Source organism: Halomonas sp. HAL1, assembly GCF_030544485.1.
Lineage (GTDB): Bacteria > Pseudomonadota > Gammaproteobacteria > Pseudomonadales > Halomonadaceae > Vreelandella > Vreelandella arctica.
Genome location: NZ_CP130610.1, coordinates 3,905,272 through 3,927,921 on the forward strand (window position 1 = coordinate 3,905,272; position 22,650 = coordinate 3,927,921).

At 55.6% G+C, this 22,650-nt stretch carries 16 protein-coding genes; 12 read left to right on the forward strand and 4 right to left on the reverse strand.

The annotated features are described in order from the left end of the window. Window positions 1-10: 10 nt before the first annotated feature. The gene (locus tag Q3Y66_RS18125; RefSeq protein ID WP_008957173.1) at window positions 11-2,287 is read right to left on the reverse strand and encodes a stalk domain-containing protein; all 2,277 of its coding nucleotides are present in this window, start codon (window positions 2,285-2,287) and stop codon (window positions 11-13) included. A gap of 570 nt (window positions 2,288-2,857) precedes the next feature. Here Q3Y66_RS18125 and Q3Y66_RS18130 point away from each other — a divergent pair. Beyond that, the gene (locus Q3Y66_RS18130; RefSeq protein WP_008957172.1) at window positions 2,858-4,132 is read left to right on the forward strand and encodes an O-acetylhomoserine aminocarboxypropyltransferase/cysteine synthase family protein; all 1,275 of its coding nucleotides are present in this window, start codon (window positions 2,858-2,860) and stop codon (window positions 4,130-4,132) included. 104 nt (window positions 4,133-4,236) lie between these two features. Here Q3Y66_RS18130 and Q3Y66_RS18135 read toward each other — a convergent pair whose 3' ends face one another. Then, window positions 4,237-5,301 (reverse strand): GlxA family transcriptional regulator, encoded by a 1,065-nt coding sequence (locus Q3Y66_RS18135; protein ID WP_008957171.1) that lies wholly within the window; start codon window positions 5,299-5,301, stop codon window positions 4,237-4,239. A gap of 39 nt (window positions 5,302-5,340) precedes the next feature. Here Q3Y66_RS18135 and Q3Y66_RS18140 point away from each other — a divergent pair, with 39 nt between their 5' ends. The 9 genes from Q3Y66_RS18140 (at window position 5,341) to Q3Y66_RS18180 (ending at window position 16,319) form a co-directional block, all read left to right on the forward strand. Continuing rightward, the gene (locus tag Q3Y66_RS18140) at window positions 5,341-6,459 is read left to right on the forward strand and encodes a TauD/TfdA family dioxygenase (protein ID WP_008957170.1); all 1,119 of its coding nucleotides are present in this window, start codon (window positions 5,341-5,343) and stop codon (window positions 6,457-6,459) included. Beyond that, on the forward strand, window positions 6,456-7,043 hold the full coding sequence (locus Q3Y66_RS18145) for an HD domain-containing protein (protein ID WP_008957169.1): 588 nt from the start codon (window positions 6,456-6,458) through the stop codon (window positions 7,041-7,043). Before Q3Y66_RS18140 ends, Q3Y66_RS18145 begins: the two co-directional genes overlap by 4 nt. Then, the gene (locus Q3Y66_RS18150; protein WP_008957168.1) at window positions 7,040-8,638 is read left to right on the forward strand and encodes a 5-guanidino-2-oxopentanoate decarboxylase; all 1,599 of its coding nucleotides are present in this window, start codon (window positions 7,040-7,042) and stop codon (window positions 8,636-8,638) included. The genes Q3Y66_RS18145 and Q3Y66_RS18150 overlap by 4 nt, the downstream gene beginning before the upstream one ends. Window positions 8,639-8,681: 43 nt before the next feature. Then, window positions 8,682-9,620 (forward strand): ABC transporter substrate-binding protein, encoded by a 939-nt coding sequence (locus tag Q3Y66_RS18155; RefSeq protein ID WP_008957167.1) that lies wholly within the window; start codon window positions 8,682-8,684, stop codon window positions 9,618-9,620. After that, window positions 9,617-10,351 (forward strand): class II aldolase/adducin family protein, encoded by a 735-nt coding sequence (locus tag Q3Y66_RS18160; protein ID WP_008957166.1) that lies wholly within the window; start codon window positions 9,617-9,619, stop codon window positions 10,349-10,351. The genes Q3Y66_RS18155 and Q3Y66_RS18160 overlap by 4 nt, the downstream gene beginning before the upstream one ends. 94 nt (window positions 10,352-10,445) lie before the next feature. Beyond that, window positions 10,446-11,906: an aldehyde dehydrogenase family protein gene (locus Q3Y66_RS18165; protein ID WP_008957165.1), complete on the forward strand. Its 1,461-nt coding sequence runs from the start codon at window positions 10,446-10,448 to the stop codon at window positions 11,904-11,906. A gap of 269 nt (window positions 11,907-12,175) precedes the next feature. After that, window positions 12,176-13,144 carry a GlxA family transcriptional regulator gene (locus Q3Y66_RS18170; RefSeq protein ID WP_035586492.1) on the forward strand — a complete coding sequence of 323 codons (969 nt, stop codon included), beginning with the start codon at window positions 12,176-12,178 and terminating at the stop codon, window positions 13,142-13,144. Between the two features lie 79 nt (window positions 13,145-13,223). Next, a complete protein-coding gene (locus Q3Y66_RS18175; RefSeq protein WP_008957163.1) occupies window positions 13,224-14,456 on the forward strand; it encodes a TauD/TfdA family dioxygenase in 1,233 nt (410 codons plus the stop codon). Window positions 14,457-14,942: 486 nt separating this feature from the next. Beyond that, the gene (locus tag Q3Y66_RS18180; protein WP_008957161.1) at window positions 14,943-16,319 is read left to right on the forward strand and encodes an NCS2 family permease; all 1,377 of its coding nucleotides are present in this window, start codon (window positions 14,943-14,945) and stop codon (window positions 16,317-16,319) included. A 718-nt stretch (window positions 16,320-17,037) separates the two neighbouring features. Here Q3Y66_RS18180 and Q3Y66_RS18185 read toward each other — a convergent pair. Beyond that, window positions 17,038-18,348: an FAD-binding oxidoreductase gene (locus Q3Y66_RS18185; protein WP_008957159.1), complete on the reverse strand. Its 1,311-nt coding sequence runs from the start codon at window positions 18,346-18,348 to the stop codon at window positions 17,038-17,040. Window positions 18,349-18,396: 48 nt separating this feature from the next. Next, on the reverse strand, window positions 18,397-19,014 hold the full coding sequence (locus Q3Y66_RS18190; protein ID WP_139041525.1) for a cupin domain-containing protein: 618 nt from the start codon (window positions 19,012-19,014) through the stop codon (window positions 18,397-18,399). A gap of 220 nt (window positions 19,015-19,234) precedes the next feature. Here Q3Y66_RS18190 and Q3Y66_RS18195 point away from each other — a divergent pair, with 220 nt between their 5' ends. Further along, window positions 19,235-20,893: an ABC transporter ATP-binding protein gene (locus tag Q3Y66_RS18195; protein WP_008957157.1), complete on the forward strand. Its 1,659-nt coding sequence runs from the start codon at window positions 19,235-19,237 to the stop codon at window positions 20,891-20,893. Window positions 20,894-20,925: 32 nt separating this feature from the next. After that, on the forward strand, window positions 20,926-22,578 hold the full coding sequence (locus tag Q3Y66_RS18200) for a peptide ABC transporter substrate-binding protein (RefSeq protein WP_008957156.1): 1,653 nt from the start codon (window positions 20,926-20,928) through the stop codon (window positions 22,576-22,578). Window positions 22,579-22,650 lie beyond the last annotated feature (72 nt).

Genomic DNA, 22,650 nt, shown 5'->3' on the forward strand with positions numbered 1-22,650 from the left:
CCTAGTTCGATCAGTTCTCCGGGGTTTCCGGCTCGGGTAGGTTCAATGTGGGTGTCTGGTCGAAGAAGTTCCATGGCTTGAGCATGGAGTGAACGTACTCCGTCGGCATAATTGGCCACTCCTCGGCGCGGGCCACATGTGTAGCACCAGTTGTCATCCACAACACGGTATCGACGTTCTCAATGGTTTGATCATCTTCGACAAAGGCTTTTAGGCCAGTATCCGTTTCGGAGCGGTTTGGATACTTTCCTTCCGGGAAGCGCTCATCAGGGTCGTATTGGGTAACCCAGATCTGCTTATCCATGAAGTTGACGCGCTTGAAAAGCCAATCATCTTCACTGAACAACGCCCCTTTGGCGATCGGGTGTGTTCCGCCAGCGAACGGTATTACCTGGTAGCCTACCGGATAGCCCATGCGATTCTCTTCATTCGGGTTGGTCATCAGACGAATGGTAGAAGGATCGAATTTCTGCACAGACTCAAGTTCTGTGGGAACGACACGCTCTTTGGTAACCATGACACTTTTTCGGGGGCCGCCAGCGGTGTTCTCTTCGACGACCGGGTCAATTTCCGTGAGGCTGTTCTGCTCGCCATCAACGTCTAGATCCAGGCGGAAGTTATAAATATGCTGGTGTGTTGTGCCTACGATATTGTGGTCAATCAGTGTGCCGTAGCGGGTATCTTCTTCAGCAGTCTCGTCGTGCATAGTGCGTGTCCTCACAGCCTTGACCGCTTCAATGCCAGAGGCTCCGACTGTCAGCTGTATATTGCCGTTGGCCATAAAAATCCAGTCGAACATATAATCGTAGTTGCCAATGGTGCTGACCCAACGAACAACCAGTTCCCGGCGCTCACGGCTTTCGTTACCAGGGCTGCTGCCTAGCATTTCGGTGTGCTTGAATTCCGGACCTGCATAGCGCTCAAATACTGCGATGGCATTAGGAATAGTAAAGGGATCGCCATTGTTATCCGCCAGAGTAGCTGGCAGCAGTGTTGCGTTGGCGGGAACATCGGTACCGAGAACCAGCGGCGAGGTAAGATTACCCATCCCATATTCACCGGAGTCGAGATAGGCTTTGAAGTACCAGCCTACATCAGGATCACCGTAAGGCACGATCATGCCGCCCAATGAACCTTCGTACATGACCTTTCGTTTTTCACCCTGGTCATTATAGGTAAGAGTCGAGATGACGGGGCCAACACGAGAATCCAGTTTGAGGTGGAAGTCCCAGTTCTGCCAGTGGATCATGTTGTCCGACATGGACACATTTTTGCCTTCCGGCTCCATCGTCACCAGCGGTTTGACGTCAGCCATATTATTCTGGTCGCGTCCGTCATAAGGGCGTGGAGTCATAGGTATGGGCACAACGCCTTCGTCCTCGATCTTCAAGATGCTGCTGTCTTCCAGGTCAACGACCGCGACGAGGTTTTCGATCGGGTGTGCCCAGTAATTGCCATCGCCGACATCAAGATAGGACACCACCTTCAACAGCCTAGATTCTTGTTCCAGACCATCTTCTCCATCAAAGTAACCAACCGTAAGCGGGGTACCAACTACCTTGTCAGTATCGTCGATTCCGCGTTTCCTCAACGCCTCTTTGTAGGCTTCGCTTTCGGCAATGATTTCCTGGACAGCCATAAAGTCATCGAAGGTGATCATGCCGTGAGCGCCCTCGATATGTTCCCATCGAAGTATGTCGCCGGAGGCAAGATCCAGGGTGCCTTCGATCACTTTTCTGCCGTCCAGAACGGTGAATTCGGCATGGCGTTCAAAATCATGGGAGCCACCAAATGACCACTCCCAAACACTGCTCTTGTCTGGGTCCGCCAACCTAATTTCGGTAAAACGCATATTGTCCTTGTAATGCGTTGATGCCTTGACTGCATCTGCGGCCTGGCTAATCTCCTCGGCTGTTAGTGAGTCGAGGGGATGATTCCGACCTTCCGTACGTAGGGTCTGCGGCACATGGTCCTTGAAAAGATCGTGCACAAAGCTGCGCTCTACCATGACTTCACCGTCATGCAGTTTTGGTGGAGCAGAAAGTTCAACGGATTCTCCGTTGTAAAACGCCTGAGTTCCACCAAGGGGCACCCGTATTTCGGCCTCCCCAGAGATGATTAACAGTTCACTGTTATCATCATTGAGTTCATAGGTTGCTCCTGAAGAACTGAGCGCCTGATCTATTGGCAGATAATCTGCTGAACCACCATGAGCCATGGTGGTAGGGCTCGCTAGTAGAAGGGATGATGCAAGCGATAGGGCGAGTAAAGTCTTCTTGTTGTCCATGATCACTCCTGACAATGGTTCCAATGTTAGATGAAGGTTCGGTACTGTTACGATACCGATAGCCGAGCGGCTGCCATGTTAGAGAGCGCCTCCAACCAAGTTTTGATAAGAATAGAAATATCAGTTTAGAAGCCCATGGACTTTTGATTTGGTGCCAGTCCTTTGTGGAAACGTGCCATGCAGAGGAAAAGCGATATATTTCGATTACAAATGGGAACTAAACCGGAAGATTAAGGAAAGCTTAAAAAGAAATTTATTGAATACTACGCTGTAAATTACGCCATCTCATGCCACTACGGACATAGCGTCAAGCTGCTACTAGTCGCCTAAAAAACTGCCGATATGTGCAGTCATATCTAAACGCTGCCCTGAATACAGTTCGTTAGAACACAATTGCACATTTGCCTTATGTCCAACGAGAGCGGTTTTAAGTTGGGAAAGGGATCCTAAATACTCAATGATTGCAAAATTAGTATTTATTACGAGGAGTGACTCCGACTAAACGACGTTGGCCCACGCACCTAGACTTCTCTAAGATCAGAGTTACTTTTTTCTTTAAGAGCCGCCCTTATGAAACCTGAAACTATCGCCCTTCACCATGGCTACGTGCCGGATTCACAGAATGCCGTTGCGGTGCCGATTCATCAGACCACCTCGTTCTCATTTGACAGTGCGCAGCACGCAGCGGACCTGTTTGATTTGAAAGTGGAGGGAAATATCTATTCCCGCATTATGAACCCTACCTGTGCCGTTCTGGAGCAGCGAGTGGCTGCGCTGGAAGGCGGCATTGCAGGCCTAGCGGTAGCATCGGGGATGGCCGCAATCACCTATGCTATTCAAACCATCGCCGAAGCGGGCGATAACATCGTGTCGATTAGCGAGCTGTATGGCGGTACCTACAACCTGTTTGCTCACACGTTGCCGCGTCAGGGTATTCAGGTGCGGTTTGCCGATAAAGATGATATTGCGGGCATCGAAGCGCTGATTGATGAACGCACTAAAGCAGTGTTTTGCGAAAGTATCGGCAACCCCTCAGGTGGCGTCGTCGATCTGCGTGCGCTTGCCGATGCAGCCCATCGTCACGGAGTGCCGGTGATAGTGGATAACACCACCGCCACGCCATTTTTATGTCGACCAATTGAGCATGGAGCGGATATTGTCGTCCATTCGGCGACCAAGTATATCGGCGGCCACGGCACCACGGTGGGTGGAGTCATTGTGGATTCAGGAAAATTCCCCTGGGCTGAACATGCCAGCCGGTTCTCGCTGCTGAACGAGCCGGATGTCTCCTATCATGGCGTTAGCTATACCCGCGATGTGGGCGATGCAGCATTTATTACCCGAGCCCGGGTAGTACCGTTACGCAATATGGGGGCGGCATTATCTGCTCAGGCGGCCTGGAACCTTCTGCAGGGGCTGGAAACGTTGTCACTGAGGATAGAGCGTATTTGCGCTAACGCGCTGGCGGTGGCGAAGCACCTAGAAAGCCATCCCCAGGTGGCGTGGGTGCACTATGCAGGATTGGAGAGCCACCCAGACCACGCACTCGCGCACCGCTATATGCACGGTCATGCCTCGGGCATTCTTAGCTTTGGTATTGTGGGCGGCCAAGCTGCTGGAGAGCGCTTTTATGATGCGCTATCGCTCATTCTGCGGCTGGTGAATATCGGCGATGCCAAGAGTTGTTCCTCTATTCCGGCATCTACCACGCACCGCCAGCTAAATGACCAAGAGCTAAAAACAGCGGGCGTTACCCCCGATATGGTGCGCCTGTCGATTGGCATCGAGCATATTGACGACCTGCTGGCGGATATCGATCAGGCGCTAACCTCTTCCCAAGACTAGCGGTGCGTTTTAGGTGCCTGACTATGACTAAGCCACCCTAGCAGCTCACCCTTCCGCATGCCTCAGAGATAGAGCGTCTCTAGTTACAGATTTCGTCCAGCACCTTAGCGCTTATTGGCAGTAGCGCTGGGCGCTTCACCGAAGCGTTTCCGGTAGGCGCGGGTAAAATGCGCTGGCTGGCTAAAGCCTGTGGCCAAGGCTGCTTCGGTCACAAGGCTGCGGCTATCGGTAAGTAGTTGACGAGCACGATCCAGTCTCATTCCTAGGTAACACTGCTGAGGGGTTTCGTCAAAATGGCGCTGGAATAACCGTGTCAGCTGCCGCTGAGACTGTCCCACCAGGCGACACACCTCTGGGATAGGTAGCGCCTGTACCAGATTGGCCTCCATCACCGCCAATGTCTGCGTCACGCTGCGCGGCAGTTCTCCGAAGTGTTGGCGTGGGGTATCGCCGCCGTCATCGCGAGGCCTTGCGTGAATCAATTGCCGCCCCACGGCATCAGCCAGAGCGGGTCCATAAGCATGCTCTATCCACGCCAGCATCATGTCGATGCTCCCCGACCCACCGGAGCCAGTCAGACGCATAGCGTCGAACTCGTAGTGGGTTAGGCTAATTTCTAACGTCGGAAACTCACGACGAAAGGCTGGCACGCTCTCCCAATGCAGGGCCACACGATGGCCGGCCAGCACCCCCGCACGCGCCAATATGAAGGGCGCCGTATCCAGCCCACCCAGCCAGCCACCGTGAGCGGCAATACGTCTCAGCACGGCACGATCCTGAGAACTCACCGTCGCCTCCGCTTCGTAAGAAGAAACCACCATCAGGCGTGACGCATCCTCCAGCGACGACAGAGTTCCGTCCACGTCAATGCGCACCCCGTTACTGGCCACCACAGCATCGCCATACGCGGAGAGCAACCGCCAAGCAAAGAGGTGACGGCCGAAGCGATTGGCCACACGCAGCGGCTCAAGTAGACAGAAAAGGGTCAGCATGGAGAAGCGCGGCACCAGCCACACGTTGAGGGTGTGTTCTGCCTGTTCCGGTGTTAGAAGGGGCGGCGAATCTGGGCGCGGATATGGCCATGGGGCGTTGGTGGCGTCATTCATGGCTAATATAGTCAAGCATGCGGCCAATACTATCAAGTCAGGGCTAATTGAGGCGGTTACCATAGAATTAGTTTCCCTAACACAACCTATGGAGGCGCCGCTATGACACAGGTCATTACTCAGGCCAATTGCCAACGCCTAGTTCTCGATCACCAGGGCCAGAGGTACGAATACACCGCCCTATGGCTACGCGAACGCAGTCCCGATGACGAAACCAGAGACCCCTATACCGGTCAACGCCTAATTGAGGCCGCTGAGCTACCACTCGATCTAGCCATCGAGACTGCCGGGGTCGCTGACGGACAACTGAATTTGAGTTTCAGTGACGGACATCACACTACTTTTGAGCTTGCGATTCTGTTCGACGAGCAGGCCAGCGACTTACCCCGTCAACTCTGGGATGCCACGGGGGCGCCTCACCCAAAAGCGGACTTCGCCACCGCCCTTGAAGACGACTCAGCGCTATTAGAGATGTTAGAAGCGCTGCATCGCAACGGGTTCGTGATCGTCTCCGGAGTACCCGCCGACACGGACGGCATGCAACCGCTTATCGACCGCATTGGGCCGCTACGGCGCACCAACTGGGGCGGCATCGCCGACGTTAAATCGGTGGCCAACGCCTATGACCTAACCATGACCCAGCGTGGTCTAGAGCCGCATACGGACAACCCCTACCGGGACCCTATTCCAGGCTACATATGGCTACACTGCCTGGCCAACGCCGCCGAGGGCGGCGACAGCACTTTAGCCGATGGCTTTATGGCGGCCCACCTGCTTCGCCAGCGCGACCCAAGCGCCTACGAATGCCTCACTAGGGTGACGCCTAGCTTTCGCTATTGCGACGCCGATACTTATTTGGAAAGCGAGGGGCCGCTGATCGAGCTGGACAGCCGAGGCGACCCCGTTCGGGTGCGTTATTCCAACCGTACCGAAGGCATACCTGCGCTGCCCGTAGAAGAACTGGAAGCTTACTATGCCGCCCGCAAGGCCTTCTATCAGCTGATCACTGGCGAAGAACTGACCCTGCACCTCAAACTCGACCAGGGCCAGATGCTGATCATAGATAACTATCGACTGTTGCACGGACGCAGTGCCTTCCAGCTTGCTGGCGGCGTGCGCCATATGCGCCAAGGCTACGTTGATCGCGATAGTACCATCAGCCGCCGCCGCGTATTGCGTCACCACTTCGCCACTCCCCAGGCCCAAGGAGAACCTGCATGAATCAAGCTCGATTTCGCTACTTCGGCGAGGCCCAGCGGGACGACTGGGTGCTGATTGATGCCCGCTTCCGTGACTATGTCGCCGATACCCCGCGCCGGGTGCTCGCCCACTTACACAATTTGGCCGGCGACCACCACGGCTATCCGGTGGATCGCTATGAACACAGCCTACAGACCGCCACTCGGGCGCTGCGTGATGGTGCCGATGAGGAGATGGTGGTCTGCGCGCTACTCCATGATATCGGCGACGACCTGACCCCAGCTAACCACGCAGAGATTGCCGCGGCTATCCTTGAGCCCTTCGTCGATCCACTCAACGTCTGGATGATTCGCAACCATGAACTTTTTCAGGGCTATCACTACCAGCATTTCTTCGGACAAGATCCACACGCTCGTGAGCAGTATCGCGACCACCCGGCCTATGAGCGCACCGTGCGTTTCTGCGACCACTGGGATCAGGCCAGCTTTGACCCGGATTATGACACCCTGCCCCTGGAGTACTTCGTCCCCATGGTAGAGAGAGTTCTGGGACGAACGCCTCGCGGCGGCCTCCCCACGCCGCTGCCCGAGGAGTCGCTACGATGAGTCAGACCTGCGCCCAGTCGCTGCTGCGACTCTTGGATGCCTACGACGTAGATACCGTCTTCGGTATCCCCGGAGTACATACGATTGAGCTCTACCGCGCCTTGGGCGAGAGCCCAATCCGCCACGTCACCCCACGCCACGAGCAGGGCGCTGGCTTTATGGCCGACGGCTATGCCCGAGCCAGCGGCCGCCCTGCAGCCTGCTTTATCATCACCGGTCCCGGTATGACCAACATCGCCACCGCCATGGGCCAGGCCCTGGCTGACTCGGTGCCGATGCTGGTGATCTCCAGCGTCAACCGCCGCGAGACCCTGGGGCGCGGCCAGGGGCGTCTTCACGAGCTGCCCAACCAGCAGCAAACTTTGGCCGGTGTCAGCGTCTTTAGCCACACCCTGCACGATCCAGCAGCACTGCCAGAACTCTTGGCACGCGCCTTTGCGATTTTTCGCGGCGCTCGGCCAGGGCCAGTGCACATCGAGATTCCCATCGATCTATTCGTCGCCCCGGTTGCTGAGCAATTGCCGCGTCCGACCGAGGTGTTTCCCCCAGCTCCGGCACCCGCCGCCATTGCCCGCGCCGCCGAGTGGTTAAGCCAAGCGGAGCGCCCACTGTTGCTGTTAGGCGGCGGTTGCGTGGCTGCCCCCGAGGCCGCCCGTGCCTTGGTGGAGCGTCTGCAGGCCCCTGCCCTGACCACCATCAACGCTAAGGGCGTACTGGGACTCGATCATCCGCTCGACCTAGGCGCTACCATGAGCCTGCCCGCCGCACGCCGCCTAGCGGCCGACGCCGACGTCATCTTGGCGCTGGGCACCGAGCTGGGCGAGACCGACTACGATCTAGTCTTCGACGAGGGCTTTCAACTAGAGGGACGGTTAATCCGGGTGGATATCGACCCTCAGCAGTTGGGACGCAACCAGGGGGCTGATTTAGCCATGGTTGCCGACGCTGGCGAGACGATGAACGCGCTGTTGCAGTCGCTACCAAACAGCCATGGCCCTAACGGCCGCGCCGCCGAAGTGCGTCAAGCGCTCGCGCTCAATGAAGATCCCGAGCTAGCACCCTATATACCGCTCTTTGCCACCTTAAGGGCCGCGCTGCCCGAGGCGATTGTGGTAGGCGACTCCACCGGGCCGGTTTATGCCGGTAACTTCCTGGCTTCTTTGCCCGAGCCCCGTCGTTGGTTTAACTCTGCCACTGGCTACGGCACCTTGGGTTATGGCCTGCCCGCCGCCCTCGGGGCTGCCCTAGCCTGCCCTGAACGCCCAGTGGTTGCCTTGGTGGGCGACGGTGGTCTGCAGTTTGTACTCGGCGAGTTGGGCACCGCTCGCGATCTCCCTTATCCGGTAGCGGTGGTGATCTGGAACAACCAGGGCTACGACGAAATTCGCCGCTATATGGCCATGCACGAGGTACCCCAGTTGGGCGTCGATTTGACGGCGCCAGACTTTGCCCACCTGGCCAGTGCCTATACCTGCCGCTACCGGGCGGTGGCCGATTCAGCGTCTCTCTACAAAGCGCTCGCTCTTCTAGGCGACGAAGACTCACCGCTACTAATTGAAGTGGATGCTGCAGCCTGGATGAGCGCTTTGCAATAGCAATAAATAATAGATCGATTAATAGACACATAAGGATCCTGACATGCGTAAAACACCTTTTATAACCACTCTCACCCTCATCGGCATGCTGCCCATCACCACCCAGGCCGCACAGGACGCCAGCGAAGAGCTGCGCTTAGTAGTCCCCCCCTGGCCGGGTGTCACCGTCAAATCAGAAATATTCTCCCAATTAGTGAAACCGCTGGGGTACCAAGTTGAGGCGCTGGAAGTGAGCTCCACGGTGGGCTACCAGACCCTACAGAGCGACGAGGCCGATGCCTTCCTGGCCGGATGGATGCCAGCCCAACAGGAAAGCTACGACGCCACCATGGCGGCCGGTGCCATAATCGATCTGGGCAACAATGTGGTAGGGGCCCGCATGGGTTTCGCGGTACCTGGCTACGTCCATGAAGCAGGTTTGACCAGCGCCGCACAGCTGGCCGATCCTGAGATTGCCGAGCGTTTTGAGCGCCGCATCTACAGCATCGAGAGCGGCTCCACGGTTACCGATATGCTCGAGAGCGCCATCGAGGCAGACACCTATGGTCTGGGCGACTGGGAAGGGATGCCCTCTTCCACGCCAGGCATGCTCAGCGAGGTGGCAGCCGCCGTGGACGAAGGCCGCTGGATTATGTTTTACGGCTGGACGCCCCATTGGATGATCCCCGAGTACGACGTGCACATCCTGGATGATCCAGCGGGTGTTTATGGTGATAATAATGGTCGCAGCGACGTTAAAACCATCGTCGCTAAACGTTACGCCGAGGCCAACCCCAACCTCACCCTCTTGCTCGATCAGTTCACCTTCTCCGCCGACGAGCAGAGCGAATTCATCAGCGCCTTTAGCCTAGAGGAGCGCGATCTTGAGGCGGTTGCAAGAGAGTGGCTTGAAAACAACCCAGATAAAATAGCTAGTTTCCTGGAGGGCGTAACCACCCGAGACGGCAAGGATGCTCGTGCTGCCGTAGAGGCCAGCCTATGAGCACTGCCGCTTCAGAGGAGCGTGAGATTCGCCTGGACCTAGCTGCTGCTTATCGGCTGATCGCCCTGGACGGTATGGATGACGGTATCGATACGCATATCTCTGCGCGCCTGCCCGGCGAGCGCTTTTTGCTCAACGCTTACGGCTTGCGTTTCGCCGAGGTGCGCGCCGACAGTCTGGTGACGGTAGACGCCGACGGCAAGGTACTCGACGACCCTACCGGGCTGGGCATCAACCCGGCCGGCTTCACCATACACAGCGCTCTCCATACCGCCCGACCCGACGTTAACTGCGTCCTGCACACCCATACCGTGGCAGGCGTCGCCATCTCCTGCCTTGAGGAAGGCCTTTTGCCACTCAACCAGTGGGCCCTGGAGTTCCACGACCGGCTGGCCTACCACGACTTCGAGGGTATTGCGCTAGCGCTTGATGAGCGCCAGCGCCTAGCTGACGACCTAGGCAATCACTCGGCCATGATCCTGCGTCAACACGGTTTGCTGACCTGCGGCCCAAGCGTTGGCAAAGCCTTCCTGCGCATGCGCAACCTGGAGCGCAGTTGCCAGGCGCAGTTGGCGGCCCAGGCCACCGGCCAGCCGCTGCGCCTAGTATCGCCGACCATGGCTGAACACGTCGCGCAGCAATACGAAAACTGGGCAGCAAGCTCCGCGGGGAGTGACCGCGCTTGGCTGGCCGAACGACGCCGACTGGATGGCGCTGGCGACGTTCTTTAACCAAAGGGGAGCATTGAACTATTTACGAGTTAATAAACGCACCGTTGGCGACGGGAGCGGCTCCCTCCCCCTCGGCTAAACAGGATAAGACGACATGCATGCTTCCGCACACATACTCAACGAACAGTTCATCGACAACGCCTGGGTGCCGAGCCGGAACAAAACGTGTCACCCGGTACTTGACCCTTATCACGGAACACGCATCGCCGAGGTGACCTGCGGCGACCCGGCGGATGTCGATGCCGCCGTGACCGTGGCCCGCCGCGCCATGCCCGGTTGGCGAGCCACCCCAGAGGCCCGCCGTGGCGAATATCTGGAGGCCATTGCGAACGGGATTGAGACCCGCCGTCGGGCCCTAGCGGAACTCTCCAGTCGTAACAACGGCAAACCCCAGGCTGAAGCCTACCAAGACCTGGACGACGCTATTGCCTGTTACCGCTACTATGCCGAGGCCGCCGTGACACTGGGGCAACGCCAGGGAACGGTTGAAGACGCCGACCAGCCTGACATGGAGGCGCGCCGGTACTGGGACCCCATCGGTGTGGTGGGCCTAATCACCCCCTGGAACTTCCCGCTGGTCAGCAGCGCATGGAAACTGGCGCCAGCGCTAGCCGCTGGTTGCACTGTGGTGTTCAAGCCCTCCGAGGTCACGCCGCTACCCGAGCAAGTACTGGCGGAAATTGTGATGGAGGCAGGCCTGCCACCAGGGGTATTCAACCTACTGCAAGGTGACGGCGAGGGTATTGGGGCCCCAATGAGTCGCCACCCTGGCATCGACAAGCTCTCCTTCACCGGCAGCAATGCAGTGGGCGAAACGGTGATGCGCGCCGCGGCCCAAGGCGTAAGACCAGTCTCACTGGAGCTGGGCGGCAAATCGCCGATCCTGGTCACTGAGGATGCCGATATCGAGCTTGCCCGTGACTTGATCATGGCCGGCATCTGCTATAACGCTGGCCAGATGTGTTCAGCCACTAGTCGGCTACTGGTGCATGAGCGCCTGGCGGACAAGCTATATGCGGCCATCGACGCCGCCATGTCAGAACTGCACCTAGGCGATCCCCTCGCGACGGAGACCGACATGGGTCCACTGGTCAGCGCCCTCCAGCAGGGCCGGGTACAGCACTACTTAGCTCTGGCTAAAGAGGAGGGGCTACACAGCGAGACACCCACGCTCGCCCTGCCCGAACATGGTTTCTTTGTGGCGCCGCTTCTCTACCGAGAGGTACCTACTAGCAGCCGCCTGTGGCAGGAAGAGATTTTTGGTCCGGTGCTTTGTGCACGCCGCGTCGCCAACGATGCGGAAGCCATTGCCCTGGCCAACGACAGCGACTTCGGCCTCGCCGCCACGGTGGTGGCCGGCAATCCGGACCGCGCGGTGGCCATCGGCCGGCATCTGGAGGTGGGCAATGTCTGGTGCAACAGCGAACAAGTAGCGCCGCCGCAGGGGAGTTGGGGCGGTATGAAGCGTAGCGGCATAGGTCGCGAACTGGGCGATTCGGGCCTGGACGCTTACCTTGAACTCAAGCGTATTACACGCCCCTTGAAGACTTGTTAGTCGGGCCTAGCCACAACATTGAGCTTCTCTATCATGCGCGTCGTACCATCGGAGTGGCGCAGGCGCCACGCGCGAACTGCACTACGGCGCACATGCTCAGACTGCATCGTCACCAATACCAAGTGCCTTTGCCATCCATGGCCTCTCCAAACATCCATAGGGGCATCACGCTGATCGCGCAGCGAATTCATCGTGATGCCTAAACGAAGCGACGTGTTTGGACTCAATGCTTTAATAGCACGTCAGCTCCATGTATTCTCTTCCCAACTATGAGACTCCAACCCCCTGACACTCTCCCCGAGCGCATTGGATTTCTTCTCCTGCCGCGCTTTGCCATGGTGGCTTTCTTCTCTGCTATTGAGCCGCTACGTATTGCCAATCGCATCGACGGACGTCCCCTATTTGAGTGGGATTTGATTAGCCGCGACGGCGAACCGGTTGTGGCCTCAAACGGCATGACATTGATTGCTAGCGGCTCTCTTCACACAGCCTCTCAAGTCCCTAGTCTGGCGGTCTGTGCAAGTTTTGATCCCGTGCGTGCCATTGATGACGAACTGACTGATTGGTTACGTGCGCGCAATTACGAAGGTTGTGTGCTGGGCGGCATAGATACCGGCTGCTACGCACTCGCCGCCGCTGGCCTTCTCGATGATAAAACGGTGACCCTTCACTGGGAGTGCCTATCTGACTTCTGTGCACGCTTTCCTCGAGTTGATGCCGTGGAGTCTGTTTACGAGGTTACTGACGAGGGCTTTTCCTGTGCCGGTGGCAGTGCCGCCATCGATATGAGCCTTGACCTGATCCGGCGCCGGCATGGTGACGCGCTCGCCAAACAAGTGCGCGATCAGCTCATCCACGAGCAGGGGCGTCGTCCAGCCAGCCGGCAGCGCGATCCAGCGATTCCCCAAGATCCAATGCTTCAACGAGCCATCACCTTGATGGATGACAATCTGGAGTCACCGTTAAGCATCCGTTCACTTGCCAACGAACTAGGTATTACGTGGAGACGCCTCGACCGTCTCTTCGCTCGTCATTTAGCGATATCGCCTCAGCAGACGTACTTGGCTCGGCGCCTAGATCATGCTTGCTGGCTGCTGAGTGAAACGCCACATAGCATCATGAACATCAGCCTGGCCTGTGGCTTTGCCTCCCCGTCGAGCTTCAGTCGCGCCTTTCGCCTCCATTACGGCTCCACACCCAGCCAATTGCGCCAGCAAGCAGCGTCGAATCGTGCATAGTTAGTGTCGAATCCTGCCGCGTATTACACGTCCCTGACAGGCATTCTAAGCGATATAACCACTCGCCTAGGAGACCAAAATGTCCCAAACACTTCCTCTCACACCTGACTACGATGTTTGGCCTATTGAGGCCAACCTCACAAAAGTATTAATTACGCCGCGCATTCTGACAGTATGCTGGAGTGATGGACGTGAGAGTCGCTACCACAGCATCTGGTTGCGTGAGAACGCTGTTGATGAGACGACCGTCAATCCGGCGACTCGCGAGCGCATACTCGATCTTTCTACCTTACCCAGTTGGCCTGAGATTGCCGGTGCCGAAATCGATGAAGTCGGTGCACTGTGCGTAGACTTTGCTCCTGAAGGACGGCGCTTGCGCTTCCACCCCGGTTGGCTTCGAGCCCACGACTACGACAATACTGACGATCCAGAAGTACCGCTAGTCCCGGTAAAGACGTGGAAGAGAGACACAGAAGACGGCCCAGACAGCTTGGACGCCACAGGACTCCTCGACACCGAAGCGGGCAGTGAGAAAGAAGAGTCTATTCTCGCTCCTGCTCTTTCAAGCATCCTGGGCAAGGGGTTAGTACGCTTGCGCAACCTACCTACCGAGCCCGACTCACTCGAAGCGATAGCCCGGCGCATCGGTCCAGTAAGGCCCACCAACTTTGGCACGCTATTCAACGTCAAAGCCAAACCGAACCCAGACTCCAACGCTTATACGTCCATCGCTCTGCCCCCCCACGTCGACCTGCCGACCCGTGAGTACCAGCCGGGTATGCAAATGCTGCACTGCTTAGAAAACAGCGTCGAAGGCGGTGAGGCCGTAATGCTCGACGGCTTCGCTGTGGCCGATGCGCTCCGCGAGCGTCACCCTCAGATCTTTACCACGCTGACACGAGTGCGCTGGTGCTTTGCTAATACCGCCAAGACCACCGATTACGTTTGGTACTCGCCGATAATTCGCATTGATGAGCGCGGTGAGCTGTGTGAGGTACGCATAGCTGACTTCTTACGTGGACCGTTACAAACCGACTTCGAGGACGTAGAACCAGCCTATGAAGCACTAATGGTTCTACAGAAAATGCTGCACGATCCCAAATTCGCCATCCGCTTCACCTACAACCCAGGCGACTTAGTAATATTTGACAACCGACGGTTGCTCCATGCCCGCGACGCTTTTGAGGGCACAAGTGGTCACCGTTGGCTGCAAGGCTGCTACATGGAGCGTGACGAGATCCGCTCCCGCTACCGCATGATTAAGCGTGCCTACCAACAGCGTAAAGATTCCGCCGAGGCAGCATTAGCTTGAATAGTAATAATGGCCTCATTAGCAGCTTTGAAGCCGTGCAGACAATACTGGAAGATGTAAGCTGACCCGGAGCACATTCGTGTACCCAACGTTATGCCCTTAAAAAGCCGATCATCATTGAGAAATGGTTAGTTTAAATGTGAGTACAGGGCATGGCGAACACCCTTTAGGTACACGCCAAAAGGCATGCACTGGCTAGAGGAAATAAGGTCACAGGAGGGATGTTTTCACCGAACTAACACCTCCAAACCGAGAGCATCGCCAATATTGAATTCATATTGCAGCTCATACATTAGAAAAAATTCATTGGGTTTGATAGCCCGATGCCAGCCGCTCCCCAAGGTAAACGAGTGCATTGAAGCCATTTTCCTGCCTTGACCGACTCTAGCTACGTCCATAGACTTGACCGAATGGTCAGCAAATAATCAAAGACCGTTTATATCCAATAACGACACCTCCAGCCATTACAATAACAAGGTATCGGGTATGCAAGAGACAACAGCTTACTCATCCGAGAAGCTCAATCCGGATGTTGACGATGCGGAGCGCCATCTGCCGTTTCTGGATCGATTTTTTAACGTATCTAAACGCGGCTCTTCAATAAAAACCGAGGTTCTCGCTGGCCTTGCCACCTTTCTTGCTGGCATGTATATCATCGTGGTCAACCCAGCCGTACTCAGCGATGCTGGCATTCCCTTCACGGCCGCGCTCTCAGCGACCGTTCTAATCAGTTTCATGGGCAGTCTGGCCATGGCGTTTTACGCCCGCAACCCCATTATGGTGGCGCCAGGCATGGGCATGAACGCGCTGTTTACCTATACCTTAGTGCTGGGTGCTGGGATCAGTTGGGAAGTGGCGCTTGGTTGCGTATTCTGGTCCGGGGTAATCTTTGCGGTGCTGGCGCTGTTCAATGTACGCAAGGCCGTCATCGAGGCGATCCCATTATCGCTGCGCTATGCAATTACCTGCGGTATCGGGCTGTTCATCACCTTCATTGGGCTGCAAAACGCAGGTTTCATTGTGGGAAGCGATGCCACCGTGGTGTCGCTTGGCACCATGGACGCCCATCTGGCTACGTTCTTTCTGGGGCTGATTGCCACGGCGGTGTTCGTGATCATGCGTTTTAACGGTGCACTGGTCATGGGCATTGCGCTGACCACACTGGCTGCCGCGCCCATGGGGCGGCTGTGGGGCGACGAAGTCATGGTGGCCTGGACAGGCCTTGCCGCCTGGCCGGATTTCAGCGCGGTGATGATGGTGGACATCATGGGTGCGCTGAAAGTCGCCTACCTACCGTTCATCTTCGTGATGCTGTTCACCAACTTCTTTGACGCCATGTCGTGCTTTATGGCGTTAGCCGAAACCGCCGACCTCAAGGATAAAGAGGGCAATCCACGCAACCTCAAGCGCTCCATGACAGTGGATGCCTTTTCGTCGATGATTGCCGCTCCACTTGGCACCAGTGCCGCACAGACGTTCATTGAGTCCGGGGCGGGCGTGGCCCAAGGCGGGCGCACTGGGTTAGTGGCACTGGTGATTGCGCTGCTGTTCCTGCCGTTCTTATTTCTCTCGCCGCTACTTTCGCTAGTGCCAGGCATTGCCACCGCACCGGCTCTGGTTATGGTGGGGTTATTCATGATGGCTCCAATACGCAAGATCGAATGGGAGCATTTTGATCAGGCGTTCCCCGCCTTTCTGGCAATCATCCTGATGCCGCTGACTTACTCAATCACACTGGGCATTGCTTTTGGCTTTATCAGCTTCGTGTTGATCAAAGTACTCACCGGGCGCTTTAGTGAGATCAAGCCGGCTATGTGGATAACCGCCGCGCTATCGGTAGTCATGCTATTCACAGCGCAATGAGCGATCTGCCGTCTGCACTGAGCCAGGCGGCATTTCAACCTGTAGGAAATTGATCCCAAAGGCTTTTTTCATCTCAGCCTAAAAGTCGACGTAACGCCTAGAGCAGAAAGCCTAGCGACATAATCTTTCGAAGAGAGATAGCTATAGAAGTGAGTCTTGGCAACAAGGCGAATGATGTCGGAAACAATTTTTATAACCTACTGGAAAGTTGGGGCCTCGAAGGCAATACCATCCATGACAAGGTCCTCGATCATGTTAGCGAACATCTGGCAAAGCGTGTCGTGATCGATTAGCTCAGCCAATTGCGCTACCTATCGGTCGGCACGTTTCAGTTTCGCAAGCAGGCTCTGTCGTTATTACGGACACTGACCAAGGGAGTGGCAACGGTAATCATTATCTCCGAAGAAAGCGCGGACGAAGATGACTAGGCTTTACCCTTTCTGAGCGGTGGAGTGATCAGCCTAGAGAACACGGAGTTTGGTCGCTTATGCCGGATCACTAAGCTACGTGACTCGGGCTTTAAAGAAGACCAGCACTTTCATCAACTTAATAAGCAGGGCATAACGCTTTTCCCCGCCTGAGGCAAACAATCATTCTCGTATTCAATACTCACCCTCAGCTCAGGCCTCCCCGAGCTCGACGCGCTCACCCATGGAGGCATTGAGCGCGGCACGGTGACCTTACTGTCCGGGCCCACTGGGGTGGGCAACCCTTCTTATTACCGTCCAGCGCGAAGCAGCTTTAAGCGATCCTGCATCTTGTACATGGCCATGAACAAGGGCATGAACCATGGCTTCCCATGGTAAAACGGCACCGCTGTTGGCGCCCGAAAATCGAACGCCGATGGCGACTCGTTTGTATTACCTAGCAGTTTCTGCGCTGCCTTATGACCGATCCATGGCGCCCAGACAACGCCCGATCCGCAGAAGCCCGTAGCATAAACTATGCCATTGCGCTCAAAGATCCGTGGGATCATATCCCGATGCATGCCAACGTTGCCGTACCAGGTGTGCGTAACCGCTGTCTCATTCAGTTCGGGGAATATCGATATGAGGTTGTCCCGCAGATGCGCGACAGGTTTTGTGGGCTCATCCAAAGTTGTGCCATCTCGTCCGCCGAATAGGATCCGCTTTCCATCTGGCGAGGGGCGGAAGTAAAAGCCAAGGGTGCGCGTGTCACTCATCATCATCTGTCGCGGCATGAGCTTTGCCATCAGATCGGCTGGCAGCTCCTCGGTAGCGATGATGCGGCTACGCACGGGCACGATACGCCTGCGCAGCCATGGATCTACCTTATCGGTATAGCCGTTAGTACAGATCATCACCTGTCGTGCAGTGACTTGTCCTCGCGCCGTTTTGACGATGAACTTGTCATTATCTGGTGTAATATGTTCCACGGCCGTGTCGGAGTGAATAGTTACCCCTGCCGCCTGCGCCACGCGCAACAATTCAGCAATGAATTTCGCAGGGTGCAACCCACCGATGTCCATTCGGACCGTTCCACCCCGGAAAAAATCAGTGCCTATGTAGTCGCGCTGTTCCCCATGGGGAACAGCGTAGGCTTCGATTCCAAGCGTGCGGTGCAACTTTTCCGCGCCCCGAGCAGCGTTTTCGTAATCCTTTGCGCCCATCGAACCGCTGAACCGTCCGACAGGCTTAAAATCACAGTCAATGCCTTCCTCGGCAATCATGCTGTAAAGGTGCTCACGAGCCTGTTTGCCTTCTGCTTCAATCGCGGTCGCGCGGTCATCGCCAAATTTCCGCACTAGCGTTGCATGGTCGAGCCGAATGTTGCCGCTGGTAATGCCGCCATTGCGCGATGACGCTCCTTCGCCGGGATGCTGGCGGTCGAATATTGCTACAGTCCGGCCCGCACGGGCCAGTGTCATACCTGCACTAAGCCCCGCATAGCCTGCGCCGATAATTGCCACGTCGACCGCCTTTTCCAAAGGTTTCTCTGGTAGGGATTGGACTGGGGCGGCTTCCCACCAATAGGGAGTCGTCTTGAGTGGGACGTGATCAGAAAACATTGAGAACACCTTTTTAATAGCACAGGATACTTAGCGATATTTACTGAGTCAGAGGTGTCGGTCAAACTGCACGGCGCCGATGACCCAAAGGATCCGCGCAGTCCGGTTGCTATCATTTCGGAAACCGTGCGGCTGTGCGCTGTTGAATACGAAGCTGTCACCCTCTTCAAGGCGCGCCTCGCGATTATCAACAGTCAGCATCAATTCCCCTTCGAGGACAAGGCCCCCTTTCTCGGCAGGATAGCTGAGCGCAGTGTTGCCTGACGATCCGCCAGGCTCTATCGTCAGAATCATGATTTGCAGGTTGTGGTTACCCCCTGATGTCAACAATTCTTTTTGTAACGATCCAATGTCGATACGCGGCCGCTTTGCTGCACGACGCAGGAAAGGGGGGGCATCCTCGCCTCCACCTTCTTCAGCGGCATCCCCTGAATCGTCACCAAACATCACCTGCATCGGAATGTTCAGTGCACGCCGGATTGCTGTCAGAACCCTCATTGAAGGGTTGGCGATGTCGCGTTCAATCTGGCTGATCGTTCCGACCGATACGCCCGATTTTTCCGACAGTTCCCTTAGTGAGATGCCTTGTTCATGACGCAACTGTCTGAACGTTTCTCCAATCGAGCCGGGCGCGTCATTTGGAGCATGTGTTTCTTGATCTGACATAAGCGCCTTATGCGATGTCTTAGCAGGCAAAAAAATTAGCCTACTGTTCAGTTTAATAATGAAAAAATTCTGATTATTTAAGAATAGACTCATAGCGCTGAAAAATCTTGCCATATTGAAGCTGTTTTTCAGTATATTATTTAAAAGTGTTCATTTTTGAATTTAATGCTGCTAGCTTAAGTTTACATGCTGAACTCGTGCCTATGGAGGTAACATACAGGTGACTCCACGCTCTGAAAGCGAAATTCCAGTCGAGGAAGTAATACTGTCAGTTCGGAACCTGACCGTTGATCTGCCGTATGGAATGGAGCGCAAATACGCAGTCAAAGATGTCTCGTTCGATCTGCCGCGCGGAAAGATCCTCTGCGTTATCGGTGAATCGGGGTCCGGAAAATCTGTTACTGCTAACACGCTCATGGGGCTGTTACCACCGGCAATTCGTGTGTCTTCGGGCCAAATCACTTTTCAGGGCGAGGATTTGCTGAAGGCTAGCCAGAAAGATCTGCGTAAGTTGAGGGGGCGGGTGGTATCAATGATCTTCCAAGATCCTCTCTCGGCGCTGAACCCGCTGATGACCATCGGCGACCAAGTAGTAGAAGTAATGGCGTCACATGGGGAGGGTACGCCTAAATCACGCGCTGCCCGTGCGCTTGAGCTTATTGAAGAAGTTGGCCTGCCTGAGCCGCACGAGATGATACATCAATACCCCTTCCGGCTTTCGGGCGGCCAGCGCCAACGTGTAATGATCGCCATGGCTTTGGCCCTGGAGCCTGCGATCTTGATCGCAGACGAACCTACCACCGCGCTTGATGTGACAACGCAGGCACAGATTCTGAACCTGATTCGCGACATCCAGAGCCGCAAGGGCATGAGTGTGATGTTCATTACCCATGACTTTGGGGTAGTTGCCGAGATTGCTGACGAAGTGATCGTGATGGAAAAAGGGTTGATCGTCGAACATGCTAGTGCTGAAGAGATATTCAGCGCCCCGAAACATCCCTACACGAAACGCCTGATCGCAGCCGTCCCCGGCCTAAAGAAAAATGACAGTAATGTCGCACAGAAACTTCCTGAGACCGACCAGGATAACATCGTGCTGACGGTCGAGGATTTGAGCAAAACCTACCGGAGTGGTGGCGGCTGGTTCAGCAAGGAGCGCACCGTTGCCGCAGTGCAAAATGCAAGCTTCGTGCTACGTCGAGGACAAACCTTAGGTGTGGTTGGTGAAAGCGGGTCGGGCAAGACCTCCCTTGGCCGTCTTTTGATCAAATTAATGGCAAGCGACAGTGGCAGGATGATTTATTGCGGTGCCGACATCGCCCCTATGAAGGAAAGCGAATTTCGGCCGCTGCGTCCCAAGATCCAGATGATATTCCAGGATCCGTTTGCCTCACTCAATCCACGTTCGACCATTGGTCACATCCTGACAGTTGGTCCTATTGCGCAAGGAATGAACCGCACTGAAGCACGCAATAAGGCGCTTCGCATTCTTGAACAAGTCGAGCTTGATGCGGGGGCGTATGGACGCTATCCGCACGAATTTTCCGGCGGGCAGCGACAGCGTATCGGGATCGCCCGCGCCCTGATGTTTGACCCTGACCTGCTGGTCGCAGACGAGGCGGTATCGGCGCTTGATGTATCGATCCAGGCTCAGATTCTTGAATTGCTCGATCAAATACAAAAAAAGACCCAGGTGGCGATGTTCTTCATCACCCATGATCTGCGCGTCGCCAGCCAGATTTGTGATGAAATTCTAGTGATGCATAAGGGCAAGATAGTGGAAGCTGGCCCGCCGTCACAGATTTTTCACGCCCCTCAAAACGCCTACACCCGCGAACTCGTGGCCGCCATACCCGGTGCAGAACGCAGCTCACAATAATACCAATTGAAATCGATCTGGAGAAAATCAAAATGAATTTCACGAATCCCAGCCGACGCGATGCACTTAAGATGATGGGCCTGGTGGGCACCGCTGGTGTCTTTATGCCCAATCTACTGGTCAGCCCTGCGTTTGCCAGCCCACCCAGTGCGCCAACCGGTCAGATCGTGGTGGGTGTTAGCCAAGAGCCTACTGTTTTCAACCCTCTGATGCCCCGCATCGAAGTGGATGACGGCGTTCAGCTATCTTTGTTCGATGCGCTTGTGCGCATCACCCCCGATGGTGAATTCATTCCTGCGCTGGCAGCCGAAGTGCCGACCATCGAGAATGGCGGACTGTCCGAAGACGGCCTGAATTGGCGCTTCAAGCTGAGAGACGACGTTAAATGGCATGATGGCGAGCCGTTCACTGCTGAGGATGTCAAATTTACGCTAGAACTGATCCTCGACCCGAACTTCCGCAGCTGGCGCACCACGGGCCATGATCTTATCCGCGACATTGAAGTGATCTCCCCGACCGAAATCAAGTGGCGGATGGAAGAGCCTTTTGCTCCTTACATGTCCATCCTTGTCGAGACGATGATGGTCCCTAAGCATATTCTCGAGCCGCTGGAAGACCGCAACAATGCGCCTTTCAACCAAGCTCCAGTAGGTACCGGTGCCTTCAAGTGGGGTAGTCGTAGGGCGGGCGACCATCTCGAATTGGTGGCGAACGAGGATTACTTTGCTGACGGTCCTTATGTTGAACGACTGATTTTCAAATACATCCCAGATTTGACCGTTCTCTACACTCAATTCAAAAGCGGTGACATCGACATCATCAGCAATCAGTACATTTCTCCTGACAACTACGCTGAGGCAAAGTCATTGGCAGGTAGAGTGGTTGAGGTTGTGCCTACATCAACCGTGGAATCGGTGTTTTTAAACATGAAAAAGCCGCAATTCCAGGACCCGGCCGTGCGCGAGGCAATCTATGCCGCGATTGACAAGCAGACGATCATTGAAGCGCTTTATTACGGACTGGCGACACCGACGGAAAGCTATCTTCCCCAGCAGTCCTACTACTATACCCCCGACCTTCCAAAACACGAGTACAACACTGAGCGGGCAAACACGCTTCTTGACGATGCTGGCTGGATGCCCGGTGAAGATGGCATACGAGAAAAAGATGGCGTGAGACTATCGTTCAGCAATTCGACCACTTCGGGAAACCATCTTCGCGAACAGACACAGCAGTTCATTCAGCAGTCGCTCGGCCAGATTGGCATAGAAATGTCAATCGAAAACCTGCCGCCCGCAGTCATGTGGGGTGAATATTGGACAATGTCGGAATTCGATTCAGTCATCGTCGGCGTCGTTTTTACGACTGGCGCTGATGCTGATGTGACGGTGCGTTTCTCCTCTGACGCCATTCCAGCTCAAGGTGGGCGCGGGGCGAACACGGCTCAGTATACAAACCCTGAGGTCGATGAACTTTTGAAAGAGGCTGGAGAAATATTTGATCAGGAACGGCGCAAAGAGATTTACCGCGAGGTCCAGCAAGTGATCCGCGAAGATCTGCCACTGCTGCCCATGTTCCAATATGCGACTGTCCGTGGGCACAAGGAAGGTATCGAAGGTATTGAACCCAATATCAACACCCGTATTGATACTTGGAACACTGCCCAATACTACTGGAACAAATAAGAAACCTGCCGGGGGCGTAGCATAACTCCCGGCCTGACCTCGCACAGACTGCGGGCGCGATGGATAGGAAGA